Source organism: Streptomyces sp. NPDC046122 (assembly GCF_056429965.1).
In genome coordinates, this window is record NZ_JBWKLQ010000021.1 from 30,936 (window position 1) to 52,085 (window position 21,150).

Here is a 21,150-nt window from a genome sequence, read left to right on the forward strand (position 1 = left end):
CCGCCTACCGGGTGTTCCGCCGTCGGAGCCTTCACTATCACTCGCCCGGGTGCAGAACAGCTTCCCCCCGGCCCGCCCCTCGGGTGAGGGGTCCGCTGTAGGGGGCGTTGCAACACCGTGGTGAGTTGATCAAGCTGCGAGCAGTTTAGACAGACGCTCGGCTGGGGTTTGCCAGCCGAGCGTCTTGCGCGGGCGGCTGTTGAGCTCGGCGGCGACGGCTTGAAGGTCCTCAGGGGTGTGCGTGGACAGGTCGGTGCCCCTGGGGAAGTACTGCCGTAGCAGGCCGTTGGTGTTCTCGTTCGAGCCTCGCTGCCAGGGACTGCCGGGATCGCAGAAGTAGACCGGGATGTTGGTAGCAATGCTGAAGCCGTGGGGAGCGGCCATCTCGGTGCCCTGATCCCAGGTCAGGGACCGCTTCAGCAGGGGCGGCAAGGTCTCGAAGGTGGCGATGAGGGCGTCGCGCACGGCTGCGGAGTTGTAGCCGTCGGGCAGGTGGACCAGCATCAGGTAACGGGTGCTGCGGTCGACCAGAGTGGCGATCGCGGAGTGCTTCCTGCGGCCGAGGATCAGGTCGCCTTCCCAGTGCCCGGGGACAGCCCGGTCGGCTGCCTCGGGCGGCCGTTGGCTGATCATGACCATGTTCTTGACTGCACGGAAGCGCCTGCGGTCGGCCAGGCGGCGAGGGCGTCGCCTGGCACGTCCGGTGCGCAGAGTTTGGGTCAGTTCGCGGCGGAGTTCTGTGCGGCCTTGGGTGTAAAGGGCCTGGTAGATGGTCTCGTGGCTCACGTGCATGTCCGGCCGATGCGTGAAGCGTCTGCGCAGAGCGTGACAGATCTGCTCAGGGCTCCAGCGCATGGTCAGGTGCGACTGGATGAAGTCGTGCAGTTCCGGGTTCTGGCCGATCTTCCCGGTCTTGGGGCGAGGCCGGCGGGCGTCAGCGCGGCGCTGGGCGGTATAGGGCCGGTAATGCCAGCGGCCGTCGGCCAAGATGCTGCCGTCGCGGCGGACTTCGCGGCTGATCGTCGATGGGCTGCGGCCCAGCTCGGCGGCGATCGCCCGGATGGTGGCCTTCTCCAGTAGCCGGTCGGCTATGTAGACGCGGTCGGCCTCGCGGAGATAGCGCGAGGGATCACTCGATACATCGACGGGTGTCGGCGTACGATCTCAGCTGGCTCTGGCAAGATTTTCGTAGTCGGAGATCGTCTCGGTGACACGGTGGGCCAGCCCCCGTAGCGGGCAGCCTGTGGCTGTGCTCTGTCGAACTAGCAAGCCTGTTACCTCAGTTGGCAAATGTGTTGGTGGTCTCGGTTGATGTCTCCGATGCTGCCGTGACGGTCCGCGCCCGCACGAGGTCCGGTGTTCCAGCGGGATGTACGGGATGCGGCGAGCCCAGCGCGTGGGTCCACAGCCGCTACATGCGGCGCCTCGCCGACGTCACTCTCGGAGGCCGGCCTCTGCACCTCCACTTGTCCGTGCGCCGCCTGTACTGCGAAAACCCAGCTTGTTCGAAGGGCACCTTCGCCGAGCAAGTGGCGGGACTGACCGTGCGTTACCAGCGGCGCACACCAGAGCTGCAGCGCTTGGTTGAGGCGGTTGGTGTGGTGCTGGCCGGGCGGGGCGGTTCGCGGATGCTGTTCAGGTCTCTTGAGGCTTGGGGTCGGTGCCGCGGCCGCGCACCGCTCGGACCCGCCGAGTCGGGCAGACGGACCCGCGCCGCCCATCCTGATGACGGCGAGCACCAGGTCTCGATACCGCCCGCGAAGCTGGAGGAACGCTCCGGCCCATTTCCCTGGCACGCCCGCTTGCAGTAGAAGCTCTCGAACTCCAGCTTCACCCGGAACGTCGGTGCCGGCGCCCGCTTCGCCTCGGAAAGTCCTGCCCCGTGGTGTCCAAAGCGGCGGCCGCCCGAGAGCCGGGCCGCTGGAAGACGGTGGCACCGAAACCGTACGAGCGCAGCGCCTCCACACAAGACCGCAAGCCTTGTCGTCCCCGCCTACATCCCCCGCGGCGCCGACCCCGAAGACATCCTCGCCACCGCCCACGAGCCGGTCTGGGCGATCACCACCGCGCTCGCCAGCCACGACCACCGCATCCTGGAGCGTCTGCCGAACAAGGCGAGCCGGCTGCCGCGCGAGACGAGCGCGCTGGTGATGTCGAGCGGCACCTGATGATCTGCGATTTTGGCGGTGGTGGTTCGGCGTCGTGATGTCAGTGCGATAGCAGCGAAGCCATGACGCGAGTCGGTTTCGAGCTGCGGCGCCTCCACGTCCGCCACGCCCATGCGCCTTCGAAGGCTGACCGCCCACGGCGGCCTGAGCGGGGCCGGGCCCGGCCGGGGGCGTGTCGTACCTCCGTGGTACTCATCTGCCATGACCCAGTTCCGCGACTTCAACCTCAAGCTGCTCGTCATCGAGGAGCTCATGTACGGCCCCGCCCCGCTTCTTCCGGTCTACGACCTGCCCGCGCGGCTGGCCGAGCGGGGGATCGGCGACCCTGCGTCCCACGTCCTGGAGAACGGCCTCCACGCGGAGGTGCTGCCGGAGTCCCGGGCCCATTTCGAGGCCCTGGAGATCCCGGCCGAGCTGCTCGCCCGCGTCGAGGAGTTGTGCTTCGACGCCGGGGCGGACGTTTTCCGGCACTGCGCCCCCGCCTGGGACGGCGAGGACGACCTGTTCGACGTCCGCTCGCTCGACGACCTCGCCCTGCTGCCCAACCTGCGGGAGGTCACCTTCGTGGAGGACGGCGTCCTGGCCGTGCCGGACGCGGCGGAGGTCTTCGCCGCGCGCGGCATCGACACCGACTGAACCCCGGCACTCCGGCAGCGCTGAACGAGTTTCGAAGTCCGGCCCCGCTACCCCGCGGGAGCCAGACTTCGTCATGCTGCTGAGGACCGGCAGCAGCGCCGGTCGGGCGTCGAGATCAGTGCCGTCCAGGCCGACAGCCCCGGCCCCGACACCCGCTCGAACCGGTCGCTGAACCGCGAGTGGATCGAGATCACCAACAGCCACCGGCGCGCGGTGAACCTGGACGGCTGGACCCTGCGCGACCGTGACGGCAACCGCTACCGCTTCCACGACGTACGCCTCGCCGGCCGCTCAACCGTCCGTATCCACACCGGTGTCGGCCGCGACACCCGCACCGACCTCTACATGGACTGCCACCACTACATGTGGGACAACCACTCCGACACCGCCACCCTGCGCAACGACCGCCGCCACACCGTGGACACCGAGTCCTGGGGCCGCGGCGGCCACCACCGCGGCTGGCCACACCGCCCCCACCTGACCGCAGGCACAGGGCACCACGGGGCGGCACGCCAACGGCGCGCCGCCCCCTCGTGCGTTTTCGCACCAGGGATGTTCCTGCGCGGCCGTCCGACGGGGCCCGGCGCACGATCGCCCCGGGCCGAACCGGTCGGGGAGCGGGGTACAAGGTGCGCCGGCGAGAAGCCCGCCTGGGGCGCCCTTCGTTGCAGGAAACGTCGCGGGCGCGGGCGCACCGAAGTCAGCCTCGCCCGTCTGCGCTCACCGCGACGTCAGCTGCCCGATCCGTTACCTGAAGCGGTGATCAGAAGCTCGCCGTCTCGGAGGGCTTCCGCCGCTGCCGGGAACCGGGTATACCTCCCTTTTGCCGACTGAGCCACCGGGCGGCCCCTGCCGACCAGCCGGGGGCCCACGGCGCGGTAACGGAAGGGCCAAGAGGCGCCCGTTTCTTGATCGTTGCCGTCTACGCTCACTTAGAGGTCCTAACAAGGCGTTGGACGTGTCGGTGGGTGATGAGGCAGGTGGCGAGGCCGAGGAAGGCTTCATGGATGTCGTCGCGTCGTTCCCAGCGGACGCGTAGGCGTCGGAAGCCGTGCAGCCAGGAGATGGTGCGTTCGACGACCCACCGATACACGCCCAGACCAGAGCCGTGTGGAACGCCGCGGCGGGCAATCACCGGTTTGATGCCCTGGGACCGGACAAGGCGGCGGTATTTGTCGTGGTCGTAGGCTCGGTCGCCGAGCAAGGTCTCCGGCCTCCGCCGCGGTCGACCGACCAGGCCGGGGGCAGACGGAATCTTGGCGAGCAGGGGCATCAGCTGGGTGATGTCGTTGCGGTTGCCTCCGGTCAGCGACACCGCGAGCGGGATGCCCTGCCCGTCGACGAGGACGTGGTGCTTGCTGCCCGGACGTGCGCGATCGACCGGGCTGGGTCCGCTTCTGGGCCCCGCCGAGCGGCCCTCACGTGGCTGGAGTCGATCACCGCCCGGGCCCAGTCCAGCTGCTTCGCCGCCCGCAGCTTCGTCAACAGGACGGCATGGAGCCGGTCCCACACGCCGGCCTCGTTCCACGCGGCCAAACGCCGCCAACAGGTCATGCCAGAGCCGAAGCCGAGCTCCTGGGGCAAGTACTCCCACTGGATGCCGGTGTGCAGGACGAACAGGATCCCGCACAGAGCCTGCCGGTCAGGCACCCGCGGCCGCCCCGCCACCACCTTCGGCGTCGGCTCAGGCAGCAACGGCTCGATCAACAGCCACAGTTCGTCCGAAACAATCCGCGGACGAGAGTTCCTCTTCCCCACGAACAGAGCAACGAGCGTCCAAGCCGCCAGTCACACCATCAACGGCTTCTGTTAGGACCTCTTTAGCCGGCGGGACGACGACCATCGCGCGAGGTGCCCGGCCCACTCCGTGCGGCCGGACACCTCGCGCGCGTCGGATCACACCGCTGCCGCCCGATCCGGGTCGTCAAGGGGGGTGTTGACCCTCAGCCACCGGTAGCCGTACGGGTCCAGCGCGACATCGACGAGGCCGGCGGCCGCCGACTTGAGGGTGTCACCGGTGAAGACATCGGTGAGCAGCCGGCCGCCCCTCAGTCCCGGGACCTCGACGGAGGCGGTGACGGACCGCTCGGAGAAATTGTGCAGCACGAGCACCGCGCCGCCCTCCATCGAACTGAGGTGGACCAGCACGCCCGGATCGTCCGCGTCGATGACCCGGTAGTCGCCCCAGGCCAGCTCGGGGGTCTCCCGGTAGCGTTCGATCAGCGTCCGCATCCGACCCAGCGGCGAAGCCTGGTCGTGCGCCTGGTCGTGCGCGTTGACCTTCGTCGGGCCGAACGCACCCGTCACGACGGGATTGGGCAGCTCCACTCCCTCCCCCGCGGTGAAACCGCCACTCTTGTCGGGCGTCCACTGCATCGGGGTGCGGACGGCCTGCCGGCCCTCGGCGGCGAGGTTCTCGCCCATGCCTATCTCCTCGCCGTAGAACAGCACCGGTGTGCCGGGCAGGGAGAAGAGCAGGCTGTACGCCAGTTCCACGCGCCGCCGGTCGCCGTCGACCATCGGCGGCAGGCGGCGGCGCAGGCCCCGGTCGTAGAGCTGCATGTCCTTGTCGGGGCCGAAGGCGGCGAACACCTCGGCGCGCTCGTCGTCGTCGAGTTTGTCGAGCGTGAGCTCGTCGTGGTTGCGGACGAACGTCCCCCAGTGCGCGTCGCGGGGCGCCGCAGGGCGCTCCCGGAGAGCCGCCGCCAGAGGGGCCGCCTCGCCCCGCGCCATCGACAGGTACATCTGCTGCATACCGATGAAGTCGAAGCACATGGTCAGCTCGTCACCGCGGGAGGACTCCGAGTCGCCGAAGAACTTCGCGGTGTCCGGGTAGGGCAGGTTCACCTCGCCCAGCAGCACCGCGTCACCGCTGCGACGTCCGAGGAAGGCCCGCAGGTCGGCGAGGTACTCGTGCGGGTCGGGCAGCTGGTCCGCGTCCTCCTGGCCGTCGGTCTCCAGCAGGAACGGCACCGCGTCGACCCGGAATCCCGACAGTCCGAGCTGCGTCCAGAAGCCCATGATGCGCGTTATCTCGTCACGGACCGCCGGGTTGGCGACGTTGAGGTCGGGCTGCTGCTTGTAGAACCGGTGCAGGTAGTACTGCTCGGTGGTCTCGTCGTACTCCCACACGCTCTTCTCGACGTCGGGGAAGACCACACCCTCGGGGCCGTCCTCCGGCGGGCTGTCGCACCAGACGTACCAGTCGCGGTACTTCGACGTGCGGCTGGAGCGGGCGTCCTGGAACCACGGATGGTGGTCGGAGGTGTGGTTGACGACCAGGTCGGCGATGACCCGGATGCCCCGGTCGCGGGCGGTGCGCACGAACTCGGTGAAGTCGCCCAGCGTGCCGAGCCGGGGATCGACGGCGTAGAAGTCGGTGATGTCGTAGCCGTCGTCGCGTTCCCGCGTTGGATAGAACGGCATCAGCCACACGCAGGTGACACCGAGGCGCACCAGGTGGTCGATGCGCTGGGTCAGCCCCGCGAAGTCGCCGGTGCCGTCGCCGTCGGAGTCCTGGTACGTCTCCACGTCCAGGCAGTAGACGACCGCGTTCTTCCACCACAGGTCGGAGGTACGGGTCATCCTCATCGGACACCCTCCGCGACGGCGGCCGGGGGACGGGTGACGTCCAGCTGCGGCAGCACCTTCGCGCCGAACGCGTCGATGAAGGCGCTCTGCTCCTTGCCGACGTGGTGCAGCATGACGGAGTCGAAGCCCAGGTCGGCGTACTCCTGGAGCCAGGCCGCGTGCCGGCCGAGGTCGTCGGAGATGTTGACGGACTCCGCGACCCTGTCCGGTGAGACGTGCTCGCTGACGTTGTCGAACAGCTCGGCCGAGTCCAGGTCCCAGCTCGCCGGCGGCCCGTGAACATTGGTGCGCCACTGGTCGTGGGCGAGTTCCTGGGCGGTCCCCAGGTCGGGGGCCCAGCTGAGGTGGACCTGGAGGTGCAGCCGGCCGGCGCCACCCGCCGAACGGTAGGCATCCACGATCCGGCGCAGCGTCTCGCGCGGCGCGTTGACCGTGATCAGGCCGTCCGCCCACTCCGCGCACCACCGCGCGGTCGCCTCGCTGCACGCGGCTCCCACCAACGGCGGCACCGTCTCCGGGCGCGTCCACAGCCGGGCCCGGTCCACGGTCACCAGCCCGTCGTGGCTCACCTCCTCGCCGCACAGCAGCGCCCGGATGATGTCGACGCACTCGCGCAGCCGCGCGTTCCGGACGTCTTTGCGCGGCCAACGGTCGCCGGTTATGTGCTCGTTGGACGCCTCACCGCTTCCCAGCGCCGCCCAGAAGCGGCCTGGGTACATCGCGGCGAGGCTGCCGATCGCCTGCGCGACGATCGCCGGGTGGTAGCGCTGGCCCGGGGCGTTCACCACTCCGAAGGGGATCCGGCCGGTGGCCTGGAGCGCCGCGCCGAGCCAGGACCAGGCGAAGCCGGACTCACCCTGCCGGACACTCCAGGGCGAGAAGTGATCCGAGCACATCGCGGCGGTGAAGCCCGCGCCTTCCGCGCGTACGACGGCTGCCAGCAGGTCGGCGGGAGGTACTTGTTCGTGGGAGGCGTGGAATCCATAGACGGTCATGAGGTCCGCATACCCGGTACCGGAGGGATCATCGATCGCCGTCGCGCCCGCCCGGCTCAGTCGTTGCGCCGGTGCACCCGCGCCTCCCACGGGGCGAGCACGAGGCGGCCGGGCCGCGCGGGGACCGAAGGGCCGTTGCTCATGACGAGTTCGGCGCCGTCCCATCCGGCGGGCATGACGGCGGAGGCCGTGTCGCCGGTGAAATTTCCGACGACCAGGAGCACTGTGCGGCCATGCCGGCGTGTGAACGCGTAGATCCGCTCGTCGTCCGGCAGCAGCATCGTGAAGTCGCCGTGCACGACGGCCGGTTCCTGGTGCCGGAGGGCGATCAGCCGACGGTAGTGGTGGTAGACGGAGCCGGGGTCCGCGAGGGCCGCTTCGGCGTTGACCTCGGTGTGGTCCGGGTTGACGGGGATCCACGGGGTGCCTGTGGTGAACCCCGCATGCGGGGACGCGTCCCACTGCATGGGTGTACGGGCGTTGTCGCGGCCCATCACCCGTAGTCCCGGCAGGACGTCTTCGGGTTGCGCCCCCGCGCGCAGCGCCTCCGTGTAGTGGTTCAGGGACTCGATGTCCCTGAAGTCCTCGATGGTGCGCAGAGGCGCGTTGGCCATGCCGAGTTCCTCGCCCTGGTAGACGTACGGCGTGCCCCGGTGCAGGTGGAGCACGGTCGCGAGCATCGTCGCGGACCGGGTCCGGTGGCTCGGTCCGTCGTCACCGAACCGGGAGACCACCCGGGGCTGGTCGTGGTTGTTCCAGTACAGGCTGTTCCACCCGACGTCGGCGAGGCCGGACTGCCAGCGGCCGAGCGAGGCCTTGAGGTCGGTGAGCCGCAGCGGGCGGGGATCGAACTTGCCCCGCCCGTGGTCGAGCCCTACGTGCTCGAACTGGAAGACCATGTCGAGCTCGGCACGCGCCGGGTCGGTGAACAGGCGGGCCTGCTCGACCGTCACCCCGGGCATCTCCCCGACGGTCAGCAGCCGGCCCGGGTACCGGGCGATCACCTCGCGGTGCATCTCCTGGAGGTAGTCGTGTATGCGGGGTCCGCAGACGAAGTAGGGCGAGCCGTCACCGTACGGCCCCTGTTCGTGCACCTCGCCGTCGGGGAGGGCGGGGTCCTTGGAGATGAGGTTGACGACGTCCATCCGGAAGCCGTCCACGCCCCGGTCCAGCCACCAGCGCATCATCGCGTACACGGCCCGACGCATCCGGGGGTTCTCCCAGTTGAGGTCGGGCTGCTTCGGCGAGAAGAGATGGAGGTAGTACGCGTCGCTCGCCGCGTCCAGCTCCCAGGCGGCACCGGAGAAGAAGGAGCCCCAGTTGTTGGGTTCGCGTCCCTCACGTGGCGGACGCCACCAGTACCAGTCGCGCTTCGGGCTCGCCGGGTCGCGTGACTCCTGGAACCACGGATGCTCGTCGGAGGTGTGGTTGACGACCAGGTCCATGACGAGTTTCATCCCGCGCTCGTGCACGGCGCCCACCAGCCGGTCGAAGGCCGCCAGGTCACCGAAGACGGGGTCGATGTCCTGGTAGTCGCTGATGTCGTACCCGTTGTCGGCCTGCGGGGACGGGTTGACGGGCGACAGCCAAAGCACGTCGACGCCGAGCCCGGACAGGTGGTCCAGGCGTCCGGTGAGGCCGTCCAGGTCGCCGACGCCGTCACCGTCGGAGTCGGCGAAGCTGCGCGGATAGACCTGGTAGACCACCGCGGACCGCCACCACGCGTCCTCGGCGTGCCCCATGTCGTCGGCTGCCATCGGTGGACTCCTCTCGCCCGGGGTGGGTAACGTGAGTCTCCTTTCCCCGGGGGCTGAGGTCATACCGGTCAGGGCGGCATCGCCGGCCGGGCGCCCCGGCTCCCCCGGGACGAACCGACCCGCCGGGGCCCATCCCTGCGCGCAACGGCCGGCGCCTTCTCGGCGAACTCCCGCGCGAGGTATGTCGGACCTCGCCCCTCAGCGGCCCGTACCGGAGTGCACAGCGGTCCGCTTCGAATTGGCAGGGGTCCAGGGACCTGATCGCTCCGTGCACCACGAGCCGGAGCCTCGTACCACGCCCAAGGAGACAACCCGCCTCACGGTGCGCGCCCGCCCTCCTCCCGCTCAGCCTGGTCGAGCTCGTGGAGCCCCCTCTCCCAGCGCAGACGGCGAACCTCGGCAGACTGCTCCCACCAGGGATCACCCCGCTCACCGAGCGCCACCTTCGCGGTGTTCACGCGTTTCCGCGCCCGGCCCTCAGCCTTCGCGTCTGCGGCGCGGCGTGCGGCAGCCACCCCGCGGCGCGCCGCCATCAGATGATGCCGTAGGCGGGAGGCGACGTCCTCGGGGATCTCCGGATCCGTCGCAGGCCATCGGCGGTGGTCGATGACCACGTATCTGCCGTCCGGAGTCCGCTCCGGGTCCGCAGGAGGCTTCATCCGGTCGATGCTGTCCTGCGGCTCGGACGGACGACATCAGGACACGCGGTCAACCGCGATCTTCCCCCAGGTCCAGGACGCCTCGTTCTTGATTCTCCGCGCGTATCCGTGAGTTTCGGCGCGTACGCGATCCGTCCGCTTCTCTGAACCGGAGGTCAGACGCCAAGGTCCAAGCGGCGATCCAGCAACTGCGTAACGTGACGCCGTGGCCAGTGCCGCGTTTCTTCGGCGGCCCTGAGTTGGAGCGGGTGCGCGAGCACTGGCGCAACGAGTCCGGGGGGACTGTAAAAGAAACGGCCCTGTCTCACATTCGGTGGTGACGGCGCGTGCTGCTATCCGAGGAGGATGCGGTGGCGAAGCAGGGTGAAGCCGGCGCGTCCGTGCATCTGGCGCGCGATCCGCTTGGTCTTGGTGTTGACGCCCTCGGTGGGGCCGTTGCTGTACGGCAGCGTGAGGGCGGCGGTCACGGCATCGCGGTCTCGTTCCAGACCTCGGGCGAAGGCGTGCAGGTGGGGCAGGTCGGCGCCGCGGATCTGGACGATCCAGCGCGAGAGTGCGTCGGCATTGTCGGCGTGGGGGGCAAGGAGCGGGGCGAAAGCGCCGATAGCTGAGGCCAGTTGGGTCATCTCGGGGCAGGTGGCGGTGAGCTTGGCCAGGAGCGCGTGAGGGTGTCGGCCGTGCGGCTGGGCAGCACGTCGATCCGCCCAGCGGCGACTCAAGAGCACGTGCGCGCTCTTCATCATTGGCCTCTCCGCTTGGCCTCACTGGATCGCATTGAGGCAGAAGCATCCGATTCCCCTGATAGTTTACTCTGCAGTTGTCACGATATTGGCGGTAGGCGCCTCAGGCTATTTCGGGTCAAAGCCCCGCCTCCTGATGCCGGCCTTCCCTATACTGCTGCCGCTCGCAATAGCTCTGGCTCGGGGTCGCCCCTTGTATGCCTATGCCCTCATAATTGTCACAGCGGTTGGCGGTGCCATCTACGGCGCCTTCTGGCTGAACGGCTCAGGTCCGCCGTAAAGGACACCGCAGACCTTTATGGGTTTTGGCGTTAATGACTCGGAGCGCGGACGAAGAGCCCCGCCATGAGATGCATGGCGCCACTAGTTGGCCCGGATCAATCTAGGCCCCCTTGACATCTTGCGTCTAGGGGGTCTAGATTGACTCCAGCCTTCAAAGAGAGGGATGTGAGATGGATCTGCCAAGGATCACCGCTCGCCGATCCGAGAAAGGCTGGGAGCTGGAGATTGCAGGTCTTGGCCCTGCCTACGTCAAGAGGTTGTCTGACGTAAGCGAACACGGTCGCACGCTAATGCGGGCCGCTGGGGTGACGGGTTCGGAGCATGGCGTTCAGGTCAAAGTAGATCTGGGCGACGAACTGAATGAGCGCGTCAAATCGGCCACTCAAGCAACTGTTGATGCTCACAGGGCCCAACTTGAGGCGGCTGCTGAGATGCGGCGCACGACCATGTCACTGAGAGGCCATGGAATGACGGGACGAGACATCGCATTCATCCTCGGCATCTCGCCGCAGCGCGTCTCTCAACTTCTGAGCAGTCAGCAACAGTAGGGCTACCCCGCCCCCACGTCCCGACCGGCCGCGCGCAAAGCCCGCACACCGACATCGACGTCACAGGGCTCCCTTTCCTCCACCGGTTCGTGGAGCTCACCCTCGCGTTCCACCACGCTGTCCGCAGAGGGACCAAGAGCTGGCCGCACCGCGCGCTCACCGCGTCCGGTGACTTCGCCTACTTCACCGACATCGCCCACTTCATGGCCAGCCTGCCCCTGCCTGGTCTCACTTCCACCACATGGGTCGACGGCCCGGTTCCTGTCCGTGCCCGCTGGCGGCAGCTCGTCCAGGACCGGCGTGCTCTGCTCGGAGCCGCCGAGTAGGCGCCGCACGGCAAGAGACCCAGAACAAGAAGGCCCGCCCACCTTGCGGTGACCGGGCCAAAGAAAAGAGGGGCAGTGGCCGGTAATGGCGAGTGCCCCTTCGAGTAGGCACCGCCTGTACGCCGGAACGCGGCGGGTCCAAAGGGCACTCGCCGCGCGTTCGAAGGTTCGGGGAGCGCGTGGCGGCTCAGCTCCCGCATCGCGGCGCGCTCCGCCGCCTCCGTGATGGCCAGGTCATCGGGCGCTGCAGGGAGGCCTGGCGGTGCGCTTCGAGGGCGAGGCGGTGGCAGTCCGGCGTGCCAGACGTGGGCGGTACGACGTTCGCACCCTCCGCCCGCTCGTGCGTACGCCCCCGGCCGGATTGTGACGGCCATGCCGGGGGCGCCCTGTCTGCATTTGCAGACTGACGCACCGGTCCAGCGCTGCACAGCCGCCACGCCTGGGCTCAGCCGAACGAGAACTGACTTCGTTGATCTCTAGTGCTGTGACCGCGAACGTTCGCCGGGGTCAGCTCGATCAGTCCGATCGTGCTGCTTCCCACCTCCATGAGGTTTGGCGAGGGAGGCCGTCGAGTTCTCCGCGGCCGGTGCACCAAAGGAGTACCTGGGTGGGGTCTCCGGGAGGGGCGGCGGGGAAGAGCCGGTTGAGTACTGCTGCGCTCAGCGGTGCTGGTGGCAGCCAGTCCACGGACAGGCCCTGCGTAACGTCGTAGGTGTGCAGCAGGGTTTCGGCGACGCCCATCGCCGCAAACCCTTCGGGGTCGCACGGGCCCCAGTGCCAGGCCCTCAGGGTCGGATTGGCTGTGGCCAGGGCGCTGCTGAGCAGTCCGCCGCAGGCGGTGACGGCCTGGAGTACTTCGGCTGGCGAGGCAGTGGGGCGAACGTTCAGGTCGATGGGAAGGTAGGCGTCGGCGGGCTGTGCTGCCAGCTGCCCTGCGTAGGCCAGCAGGTCGTGGCCGATGTGGGCTGCTGTTTGCCAGCAGGTCCATTCGAGCGGCCCCGCCGGCACCGTCCAGTCCTCGGCGGTATGGGGGCCAAGCACCCGCAGCATCTCTGCCACGGCGGCGTCGACGTCCTGATGGTCCATGCAGAGCTCCTCGCGGTCCGTGTTGTGGGAGTGGGCTGTGCCGGTTGCCGATCCTTCACGCCGCCGGGCATCTGGCACGTCCGCCCCAGCGGATGCCTTTCTCGCTGCGGATGCGGGCACGCTCTCGGCGTTGTGCGGCGAGTACGTCGGGGTGGCGGGCGTTGGCGTTGCGCCAGCGCAGGTAGCGGTGCAGGGCCCGAGTCTGCGCGGGGTGGCTGCGGTGGTCGGAGTTGGCCAGGGTGAACTGCCGCAGCGGTCCGAAGTGGGCTTCGATCGGGTTGGCCCAGGAGGCGTAGGCCGGGGTGAAGCACAGCTCGACCTTGTTCTTCTTCGCCCAGCGGCGGATGTCCGCGCCGGTGTGGGCGGAGAGGTTGTCCAAGATGATGTAGATCGGGGCGCCGTCGGGTCGGGCGGCGCGGATCGACTTCAGCGCGGCCAGGGTGTTGGCGGTGCCTTTGCGGCGGCGGTTGATGCCCCATAGACGGTCGTCGCCGACGGAGTAGCAGCCGTGGAAGTAGGTGACGCCGTGGGTGCGGCGGTAGGTCGCCGGCAGCCGGTCGGGCTTGCCCTGCTTCGCCCAGCAGGAGCCTGCGGTGGGCCGGACCCCCAGGGGCCCGAACTCGTCGAAGGCGAAGACCCGGTCGGGGAAGCGCCCCAGCACCTGCTCGATCCGGTCGAGCTTGGCGTCGCGGTCGGGATCTGGGGACTCCTTCCAGGTCTTGGTGCGCTGGAAGGTGATGCCGTGGCGCCGGAGCGCGCACCGTAAGGCTTCCCGGCCGATGCGGATGACACGTCCGTGCACTTTCCGCAGGTAGGCGGCGAGTTTGCGGACCGACCAGCGGGTAAAGGGCTGGCCGAGCCTGGTGGGGCGAGTGGTGGCCGTCCGGATGACGAAGTCCTCGTCGTCAGGGGTGAGCAGGCGGGGACGGCCTCCCGCCCACTGAGGGTCCAGGCAGGCCAGGCCGATCGCGTTGAAGCGGTGGATCACATCGCGCACGGTGTCCTCGTCTGCCTGGACCAGCTGGGCGATCACCGGCACACGGTTCCCGCCCGCCGAGGCCAGCAGCATCATCGCGCGCCGATAGCGCACAAACTCGTGCTGCCCCGGCGCACGATCTGCTGCAGCTTCTGCCCCTCCTGGTCGGTCAGTCTGCGTACACGGACAGGCTCAGCCACCGCGTTCCAGCGGTCGAACGGACGTCACCGCACATCCAACCGTCGCGACCACCAACCCGGCGAACCTACGCGGTCACAGCACTAGGAACAGCGATTCTCGACAGGTTCCGGAGTCAGTTGGTGATCACCGGGTCCACGAGCGTCGACCAGAAATGACGGTGTTGCCGTGGGCGCGGCGAGAATCGCGCCCGTACCCCGCGCTGTCTTCGTTCCCCGCAGGCTCGGCCACGCGCCGCCAGCCACGCCGGCCTGTGGCTGGCTGATCAATTCGCTGACACGGCATCACCTTGAGTGGCAGGGTCAGCGGTGATCGGTCACGTAGACGGAGGGGGCTCCCGTGGAAGCACGGATGTGGAACGGCTTGGTCGGCGTCGCGAAGGAGACGTACACCGCCTCGCTGAACGAGGGGATCGTGCCGCGGCCGCTCATGATGCCGCTGGTGCGCGGCGAGCTGGTCGGGCTGATCTGGGTCCGCCCGCTCAAGGTCGGCCAGGACGCGCTCGCCGGGATCGCCGAACTCGCTAACATCGCTGCGGCGGCCGGCGCGGACGAGGTCGTCCTCGCCTGGGAGACCCACGACGTCGCCACCGCCTGCGAGCTGCCGATCGTCGGCCCGGCACCGTGCCTGAACATGGTGCTCGCCACGCGCGACGGGCACGTCCTGCACCAGTTCCCTTACAGCGAGCAGCTCCTGTCGCGCAGCCCCGAGGGCTGGGCGTCGGTGGCCCCCGACTGGAGGCCGGCCCCCGCGCCGCAGCCCGGCGGCGAGCTGGTGCCGCCGATCCAGGCCGCGGTGAACTTCTCCTTCACCCCGATCGAGCTGGACCACTCCGACCCGTTCGGTGTCACCGTCGTGCTGATGGAAGAGGACGGCTACCGCATCAGCCTGACCGAAGCGTTCGCCCGCTGAGCCTGCGCAGACGAGAGGACGGAAGCCGTGGCCCGCAACCTTGACGACGATGCGCCTCACCGTGTCAGCGACGCCGATGACCATCTGAGCGCTGAACAACGGCAGGCCGAAGCCAATGAACGCGCTTCGCTGCGCAAGCTGAGGCACGACGTGAAGCAGACGGAGCGGGACCTGCTTCGGCGAAGGAGGAGGGTCCGCACGGTGGGCGTCGCCCTGGCTGTGGCTGGCGGTGCGGTCCTGGCGGGCCTGATATGGACCGTACTGACCTGGGGTACACCCTCCCGGTTCCGCCAGGTGGACATCACCTGCGCAGTGCTGGCGCTAGGGCCTGTGTGAGGTTGTGATCAGTCGGCGGGTTTCAGGAGGTCGTCGATCCAGATCATGTCCGCCTGCCGGTCGGCCGTCCCCGCACGACGCCCGGCGCGGTCGCCGCGGACAAGGCCTACCAGATCACACCTTCGAACTGCTCCCGCAACCGCTCCGGGTACGGGCCGTACCTACCAATCGGCAGATACGGCTCGATGAACTTCCACTGAGCATGGGTGAGTTGCCTACGTGTCACAACCCCAGTCCTACCGGATCCCACCCCGCGAAGAGGACAGGACTCGACAGCTGATCACGACATCACACAGGCCCCTAGGTGCCCGCGAAGAGCCGGACGACGTGCAGGCGTGCGGCGCCGCTTGTTGAGCCGACGGCCGGCAGTGGTCCGTCAGCCGCACTCGGCCACCAGCACTGACGGACTCAAGCCGCCCGCCCCGCCAACTGACCGACCACATCAGCCAGACCGGTTCCGACCACCCTGGACCGCCGTAGGCTTCTCCCGCGCCCGGGCAGCCGCGAACCCCTTCACGTCAGGCATCCCCGAACGGGTCGAGGAAGTCAGCGAGGACACCGCGATCGAGCGCTGGGACCCATCCGCCGCTCTTGGCGCGGCCACGCTTGGACGTCCCCGTGGCCGAGGCACCGAGATCCGGGGAAGGGGTACAGCCCCCAGCGGCTGACCAGGCCGCAGTCCGTGATGGCGGAGCAGCTTCGGTCGGGGAGCCCCGGCGCCCCCGATACGACCTTTCGACCATGCCGTGACCTAGCGCTGTGCATAAACGTTCACTCACTGGGGCACCAGCACCAAAGAGTCCCCCAGCCGGACGCCCCCCGTTGTCCGGCCCTGAGATGGTCCCGCGATCTCACCCCCCCCAGAGATCGCGGGACCACTTCCATTCCCGAGGGTGGACGCAGTCGCTCGATGTGGTCATAGAAAAGGTGCCGCCCTCCGTGCAGAGGCTCGTTGCACTCGTGGTGGACTCCCGCGATCGAACCCCAGAGGGCGGCAGGGGGCGCTCCTGCACCGAGGAGCTTGTACTGCGTATGAGGGGCACGCGGGGTACCTCGACGAGATGTAGTACGTTGCCCGGGCCTAGCCGGATATCAGGCCGTGTTCGGTGTGCCCTGTCCGAGCTGCACCAGCAGGTCCGACGCCTGCCGTCGCGCCGAACGCCGCGCCTAGGAGCAGGGCGAGCGGGAGGAGACCCGGCGGAGGCAGAAGGCCGCCGCATGGGCGTGCCCGGCCCGCGGGCGTGAGGTCTGGCCCAGCGGGTGACGGGTTGGAGACCGTACCCCGTGGCGGCGACTGCGATAACTGCATCCGAGGCAAGGAGAGCGAGCGCCCGCGGGCGGAGGAGCGGGCCGCTTGAGTAGGGCGCAGGCGCAAGCCGATGCGTGGCGCCGGGAGAACAAGATCTTTGGCTTCCTGCGACGTTGAAACACCCGAGCTCTGCCCGTCTGGCACGCGCTCACCGCCTCGGCGCGGGTGCGAAGGATTGGAGCGGGTTCCTGGGCCAGGCGCGGTCAGGGCCCCTGCAGCGCGCGCATTGCCATGGTGTGAGGTCATGACCCCCACGCGGCAGGACTGCTACCCAGAGCGATCCCGCCCGGAGCGGATCGCGAACCGCCGGCGGGACGGCTGCGCTCCTCTGCGGTTCCGGAGACGGGCGGGACGGGGGATAATCGGGTCCATGGTCATGCTCTCCTCCACAGGCGCGGCGTCCTCGGCCGCCGAGGTGCTGCACGCCCGGTACGCGGGCCGGCTGCCTGCCTCGCTGGACAAGCTCGCAGGCCCGAAGCACGGCGTGGTCGAGCTGCCGCTGCACGTCGCCTGGTCCGGACTGCGCGCCTACGACCTGGACCGCCCACGCCTTCGCATGGGCCTGTACCGCACCGTCCTGGCCGAGGGGCAGCACGAGGACCTCGTGACCCTGCTGAACCGCGACCTCCTCCTGGCACAGTGGCCCGTCCTGCGCACCCTGGTCAGCAGGCACCTGCGGCAGGTCTGGGAGGAAGCCTTCCCCGAGCTGACGACCGCGGGATCAGCCGCCGCGTGAAACTGAGCGACCTGCACCGCCGGCTCCTGGCCGACGTCATCGACCTCGGTACCCCATTCCCCCTCGTCCTTACCGGCGGGTACGCCGTCCAAGCGCACGGTCTCGTCGAGCGCCTGAGCCAAGATCTCGACGTCGCCACCGAGAACCCCGCTCCGATGGCGGAGATCATCGTCAGCCTGGAACAGGGCCTGGTCTCGCGGGGCTGGAGAGTGCGCGTGATCGATGTAGACGCACTGTCGGCCCGTCTGATCGCCGCGGACCCGGACACCGGCGAGGAGTGCGAGGTCGATGTCCTCAAAGAACACTTCTGGACACCCCCGGCCCAGACCGAGTACGGGCCGGTCCTCGCTTTCGACTCCGTCATCGGCACCAAGGTCCGCGCCCTGGCCGACCGCGGCGCCGTCCGCGACCTGATTGACGTACACGCAGCCTCCCGCCACCGCACCAGCAATGAACTGGAACGGCTCGGCAGGCGCCATGGCCGCGATGAGTTTCGCCTGCACGACCTCCGCGACCGACTGATCGGTGCGGAGTGGGCCGACGACGACGAGTTCATGGCGTACGGCCTCACTACAGAAGAGACGGCCGAGCTGCGTGCGTGGGCCCAGCATTGGGTGAGCGACTTGGAGCAGCGCCTGTACAACCACGACGACGAGGTATGAGGGCCGGTTCCCCACACAAATGGCGCCCAGGCGGCGCCGCCTCCCGCGCTCCCGCGTACGTCGCACGCGGCCTCCCAGTCAAAGTTGTTCCCGTCGATGTGCGAGCCGTGCCAGTGGCGGGTTTGAGCTACTCACGCGGTGAACGTGGCGGACAGCCGCCCCTGAGGGGAGCTGTCCGCACCGGCGCGTCGGGCTGGCGTGAGCCCTGTTGAGCGGGTCGGCCCGCTCAGGGGGGCTCACGCCCGGTCGAGTGCTGTGTGCCGCAGGATCTCGTCGGCCAGGCGGGTGTCCAGTGCGGTGGGCAGCGTGTGTCCCATGCCCTCGATCATGACCAGGCGAGCACCGGGGACCGCCGTGGCAGTGGCCTGTGCGTGCGCGGGCGGGAACATCGGGTCCTCCGTGCCGTGCAGTACCAGTGTGGGCGCTGTGACGGCCGCCAGGTCCGCGGTGGTGAGTTCCTCCGCGGCGGCGCCGGCGAGGGTGTGGTTGAGCCCGGAGCGCGCATCGCGTGTCCGCTCGTACACCCGGGTCTCCATCGCGCGGTACTCCTCCTCGTCGAACGGCAGTACCGGTCCGTGCAGCACTCGCCACAGCGGCAGTCTGGTCGCCAGGTACTCGGGCAGCGACGCGTCCGGAGCGGGCAGGGTCGACAAGAGGGTGTCGAGCAACGCGGCGCTGGGCGGTGGGAGGTGGTCGACGAGTGGGGGCAGTCCGGTGAGGGCGCGCTGCACCGTCGCCACCGTGTTCGTGCCCAGCGGCTGGGAGGAGAGGCTGGTCAGGGTGAGGACCCGGTGGGGGTGGGTGAGGGCGACGCGCTGGGCGATGACCCCGCCGAGGGAGGCGCCCACCCAATGGGCTCGCTGGACGCCGAACGCGTCCAGGACCGCGAGAGCGTCCGAGGCCATGTCGGCAACGGTGTACGGGTGCGCGGCGAAGTCGACGGTGGAGGACCGGCCGACGTCCCGGTGGTCGTAGCGGATCACTCGGCGGCCCCCGTCGACCAGGCGCCGCACAAGGCCGTCGTTCCACTGGACGCCCTGCGCCTGCGCGCCCATCACCAACAGCACCACCGGCGACCCCGGCGCCCCGAAGTCCTCGGCCCAGAGGTTCAGTTCGCCCACCGGGACGGTGCGCTCGCGGCCGATGAGGGGCTCGCTCTTCGCTTCATATTCCTGCATGGTGACGCAGGGTAGCGCTCACCCCCTCGCCCACGCAGTCCAGTTTCGGCCCGGCGGCGTCACCCCGCCACTCCGGGCGGCCCACCACGCGCTGATCACTCTCTGCGTTCAAGATGATCGCGGTCTGGCCGCTCCAAGTCGGCCGGCTGCGCGTCGTCATGGGTTGTTGACGCCTCGTCAGTTACATTACTGAAATCCGGTCGATCCTTCGTGATATCGGGCATGCTGAGTCTGCTGATCAACTAGGACAACTGTGGAGTGAGCATGTCGAACATTCCGGCTGATCTGCGGTATACCGAGTCGCATGAGTGGGTGCGGTCGGAGTCGGACGGCACGTTGGCGGTCGGGCTCACCGATCACGCTCAGCAGGCGCTTGGCGACATGGTGTTCGTGGAGCTGCCGGAGGTCGGCAAACCCGTCGCGGCTGGCGATGTCGTCGGTGCCGTCGAGGCGGTCACGGCCCAGTCGGACATCCACGCGCCGGTCGGCGGCGAGGTGATCGCCGTGAACGAGGAGCTGTGCTACAAACCGCATCTCATCAACGCGGCGTACTGGTCCTACGAGGCGTGGATCTTCAAGATCAGGCCGTCGGACAGTTCCGAGCTCGGGAGGCTCCTCGACGCTGCCGGCTACAAGGCGGCCATCGGCGAGTGAACTGCGTCACCACAATGCCTCGGGCCGGGTTCGGCTGTCACTCGGACGGGTGGGATCTGTCCCGCTGCGGTCGGTGAGGCGGCTGGGGGTGGTCTCGTTGGCGCATGAGTACGCGGGCCAGGCCGGTGATCCGGTCGGATGGGTGCGATCTTGATGCGCTGATCAGCCCGTTCACGGGTGACGAGACTCTTCGCGGGCAGCTTGGGCTGGGCGGGTCCTGGCCGCGTCGGTGGTCGACGACCTGCTGCTCGAAGGCGGTGAAGTCGTCTGGCCGGTGCGGCATCTGGAGTCGGTGCCGGTGTTGGACTCGCGGCCGGTTCGCCGGTTCACCTGGCGGGCCCGACAGCGGCACCGCCCTGGTCTGTAGTTCGTGGCGACCGGCCGACACCACGGATTCGAGTCGCTGGAGGAGCAACGGCTTCTTCTGGCGCTGGACCTTCTCACTGTGGTGGAGGTGCTGCCGCAGCCGTTCCGTCTGGACTTCGAGCACGGGGGCGAGGCGGCCTCCACCCAGTGCGATGCCGCCGGATCCCCTCCTTCGCGCCGAGCCAAGCCCACCTGCGGCAGCACAGCTCCGCGTGGCCCTCCTGGCGACCGGCCTGCATCCGGAGGACCCTGGGATCGTGGTCAGGAGGATCGTTCCCCGGTGCGACCAATGCGGGAGCCCGCTCCTTCCGGAGTCGAGGAAGTCGCGACGATTCTGCTCGGCGACCTGCCGCACCAACGCCTGGCGACAGCAGCGAGCCCGCCGGGCGGCGCTCGACGTCGGAGGGGAGGGACTGCGCGCTGTCAGCATTTCCCGGCTCTGGGTTGAGGACCCTCTCTGGAGCCCGGTGGGGAGCCACGGTTCGCCTCGTGCCCCTCACCCCCTCCCCCTGGACGCACGTCCAGCCCGGCCAGCAGATCAACATGCACGAGGACCGAACCGTAATCGCGTTCAGGACTTCGTGCACTTGCTCTCCGACACCCAGGCCAGAGTGGGAGGGGACCTGGTCGCCATGCTGGTCCCGCACGAAGAGTCCCGGGTGGCCCTGGAAGCCCTACTGCACGCGCTGAGCGATCTCGACGGGTGTGGGAAGCTCGAAGGTGTCAACCTCTCACCGCTCGGGGAAATCCCGGAATCCATGATCCACGTGGAACACCGGGTCTACATGGATGAATTCGCCCAGCGCATCGCGGGGCGAGTAACAGCCAGGCCCGCGGCCACTTTCCCGAACGAGACCGCCGCCCTAAAGTGCGTCTACATGGCGATCATGTCCCTGGACCCCACCGGGAAGCAGGCATGTGCGTTTCTTGGCTTCTTCGCGTCATCTTGGGTGTTTGGTGTCTGGGGCTGTTGGTGGGTTGTCGGACGGGTCGGTTACGGTGCTGGTTCGCGTACGCAATGAGTAACGGGGGTGC

General features: G+C 68.8%; 18 protein-coding genes and 4 pseudogenes. 11 read left to right on the forward strand and 11 right to left on the reverse strand.

Translation table 11 applies throughout. The features are described from left to right. Positions 1-129 precede the first annotated feature (129 nt). Positions 130-1,131 (reverse strand): annotated as a pseudogene (locus AC07FK_RS32005) (IS30 family transposase); the annotation flags it as partial. Positions 1,132-1,328: 197 nt separating this feature from the next. Here AC07FK_RS32005 and AC07FK_RS32010 point away from each other — a divergent pair. After that, positions 1,329-1,811, forward strand: a complete 483-nt coding sequence (locus tag AC07FK_RS32010) for a transposase family protein (RefSeq protein WP_479108428.1) — start codon at positions 1,329-1,331, stop codon at positions 1,809-1,811. Positions 1,812-1,993: 182 nt separating this feature from the next. Here the strand turns inward: AC07FK_RS32010 and AC07FK_RS32015 are convergent, their stop codons facing one another. Further along, the gene (locus AC07FK_RS32015) at positions 1,994-2,275 is read right to left on the reverse strand and encodes a hypothetical protein (RefSeq protein ID WP_479108429.1); all 282 of its coding nucleotides are present in this window, start codon (positions 2,273-2,275) and stop codon (positions 1,994-1,996) included. Positions 2,276-2,369: 94 nt separating this feature from the next. On the opposite strand from AC07FK_RS32015, the gene AC07FK_RS32020 reads away from it, so the two are divergent. Both AC07FK_RS32020 and AC07FK_RS32025 read left to right on the forward strand, forming a co-directional pair. After that, positions 2,370-2,804 carry a DUF6892 domain-containing protein gene (locus AC07FK_RS32020; RefSeq protein ID WP_479108430.1) on the forward strand — a complete coding sequence of 145 codons (435 nt, stop codon included), beginning with the start codon at positions 2,370-2,372 and terminating at the stop codon, positions 2,802-2,804. Positions 2,805-2,909: 105 nt separating this feature from the next. Then, a pseudogene (locus AC07FK_RS32025) lies at positions 2,910-3,638 on the forward strand (lamin tail domain-containing protein); the annotation flags it as partial. A 94-nt stretch (positions 3,639-3,732) separates the two neighbouring features. Here AC07FK_RS32025 and AC07FK_RS32030 read toward each other — a convergent pair. The 6 genes and pseudogenes from AC07FK_RS32030 to AC07FK_RS32055 all read right to left on the reverse strand — a co-directional run. Further along, a protein-coding gene (locus AC07FK_RS32030; RefSeq protein ID WP_479108450.1) for an IS5 family transposase occupies positions 3,733-4,535 on the reverse strand; the annotation gives its coding sequence in 2 pieces (ribosomal slippage) (positions 3,733-4,217 and positions 4,217-4,535; 804 coding nt in all). Between the two features lie 165 nt (positions 4,536-4,700). Beyond that, on the reverse strand, positions 4,701-6,389 hold the full coding sequence (locus AC07FK_RS32035) for an alpha-amylase family protein (RefSeq protein ID WP_479108431.1): 1,689 nt from the start codon (positions 6,387-6,389) through the stop codon (positions 4,701-4,703). A 2-nt stretch (positions 6,390-6,391) separates the two neighbouring features. Next, complete coding sequence (locus tag AC07FK_RS32040; protein WP_479108432.1) at positions 6,392-7,390, reverse strand: TIGR03885 family FMN-dependent LLM class oxidoreductase; 999 nt, start codon at positions 7,388-7,390, stop codon at positions 6,392-6,394. Positions 7,391-7,446: 56 nt separating this feature from the next. Next, the gene (locus tag AC07FK_RS32045) at positions 7,447-9,147 is read right to left on the reverse strand and encodes an alpha-glucosidase (protein ID WP_479108433.1); all 1,701 of its coding nucleotides are present in this window, start codon (positions 9,145-9,147) and stop codon (positions 7,447-7,449) included. Between the two features lie 317 nt (positions 9,148-9,464). Continuing rightward, positions 9,465-9,806 carry a hypothetical protein gene (locus tag AC07FK_RS32050; protein WP_479108434.1) on the reverse strand — a complete coding sequence of 114 codons (342 nt, stop codon included), beginning with the start codon at positions 9,804-9,806 and terminating at the stop codon, positions 9,465-9,467. 332 nt (positions 9,807-10,138) lie between these two features. Continuing rightward, positions 10,139-10,465, reverse strand: a pseudogene (locus tag AC07FK_RS32055) (transposase); the annotation flags it as partial. 533 nt (positions 10,466-10,998) lie between these two features. On the opposite strand from AC07FK_RS32055, the gene AC07FK_RS32060 reads away from it, so the two are divergent. Beyond that, positions 10,999-11,376, forward strand: coding sequence for a hypothetical protein (locus tag AC07FK_RS32060; RefSeq protein ID WP_479108435.1), 378 nt, complete (start codon positions 10,999-11,001; stop codon positions 11,374-11,376). A gap of 89 nt (positions 11,377-11,465) precedes the next feature. Next, entirely contained in the window at positions 11,466-11,702 is a 237-nt protein-coding gene (locus tag AC07FK_RS32065; protein WP_479108436.1) for a hypothetical protein, read from the forward strand. 516 nt (positions 11,703-12,218) lie between these two features. Here AC07FK_RS32065 and AC07FK_RS32070 read toward each other — a convergent pair. Continuing rightward, entirely contained in the window at positions 12,219-12,788 is a 570-nt protein-coding gene (locus tag AC07FK_RS32070) for a maleylpyruvate isomerase N-terminal domain-containing protein (protein WP_479108437.1), read from the reverse strand. A gap of 55 nt (positions 12,789-12,843) precedes the next feature. After that, a pseudogene (locus AC07FK_RS32075) lies at positions 12,844-13,964 on the reverse strand (IS630 family transposase). A gap of 349 nt (positions 13,965-14,313) precedes the next feature. Between AC07FK_RS32075 and AC07FK_RS32080 the strand changes: the two are divergent. The 4 genes from AC07FK_RS32080 (at position 14,314) to AC07FK_RS32095 (ending at position 17,917) form a co-directional block, all read left to right on the forward strand. After that, positions 14,314-14,874 carry a hypothetical protein gene (locus tag AC07FK_RS32080; protein WP_479108451.1) on the forward strand — a complete coding sequence of 187 codons (561 nt, stop codon included), beginning with the start codon at positions 14,314-14,316 and terminating at the stop codon, positions 14,872-14,874. Positions 14,875-14,901: 27 nt separating this feature from the next. After that, positions 14,902-15,210, forward strand: a complete 309-nt coding sequence (locus AC07FK_RS32085; RefSeq protein ID WP_479108438.1) for a hypothetical protein — start codon at positions 14,902-14,904, stop codon at positions 15,208-15,210. Positions 15,211-16,889: 1,679 nt separating this feature from the next. Further along, the gene (locus AC07FK_RS32090) at positions 16,890-17,255 is read left to right on the forward strand and encodes a hypothetical protein (RefSeq protein WP_479108439.1); all 366 of its coding nucleotides are present in this window, start codon (positions 16,890-16,892) and stop codon (positions 17,253-17,255) included. Next, positions 17,252-17,917, forward strand: coding sequence for a nucleotidyl transferase AbiEii/AbiGii toxin family protein (locus AC07FK_RS32095; protein WP_479108440.1), 666 nt, complete (start codon positions 17,252-17,254; stop codon positions 17,915-17,917). Before AC07FK_RS32090 ends, AC07FK_RS32095 begins: the two co-directional genes overlap by 4 nt. A gap of 236 nt (positions 17,918-18,153) precedes the next feature. On the opposite strand, the gene AC07FK_RS32100 is transcribed toward AC07FK_RS32095, so the two are convergent. Then, positions 18,154-19,095: an alpha/beta fold hydrolase gene (locus AC07FK_RS32100; protein WP_479108441.1), complete on the reverse strand. Its 942-nt coding sequence runs from the start codon at positions 19,093-19,095 to the stop codon at positions 18,154-18,156. Positions 19,096-19,359: 264 nt separating this feature from the next. On the opposite strand from AC07FK_RS32100, the gene gcvH reads away from it, so the two are divergent. Together gcvH and AC07FK_RS32110 are read left to right on the forward strand one after the other, a co-directional pair. Next, positions 19,360-19,749, forward strand: a complete 390-nt coding sequence (gene gcvH / locus AC07FK_RS32105) for a glycine cleavage system protein GcvH (protein ID WP_479108442.1) — start codon at positions 19,360-19,362, stop codon at positions 19,747-19,749. A 953-nt stretch (positions 19,750-20,702) separates the two neighbouring features. Then, positions 20,703-21,137 (forward strand): hypothetical protein, encoded by a 435-nt coding sequence (locus AC07FK_RS32110; protein ID WP_479108452.1) that lies wholly within the window; start codon positions 20,703-20,705, stop codon positions 21,135-21,137. Positions 21,138-21,150: the final 13 nt, after the last annotated feature.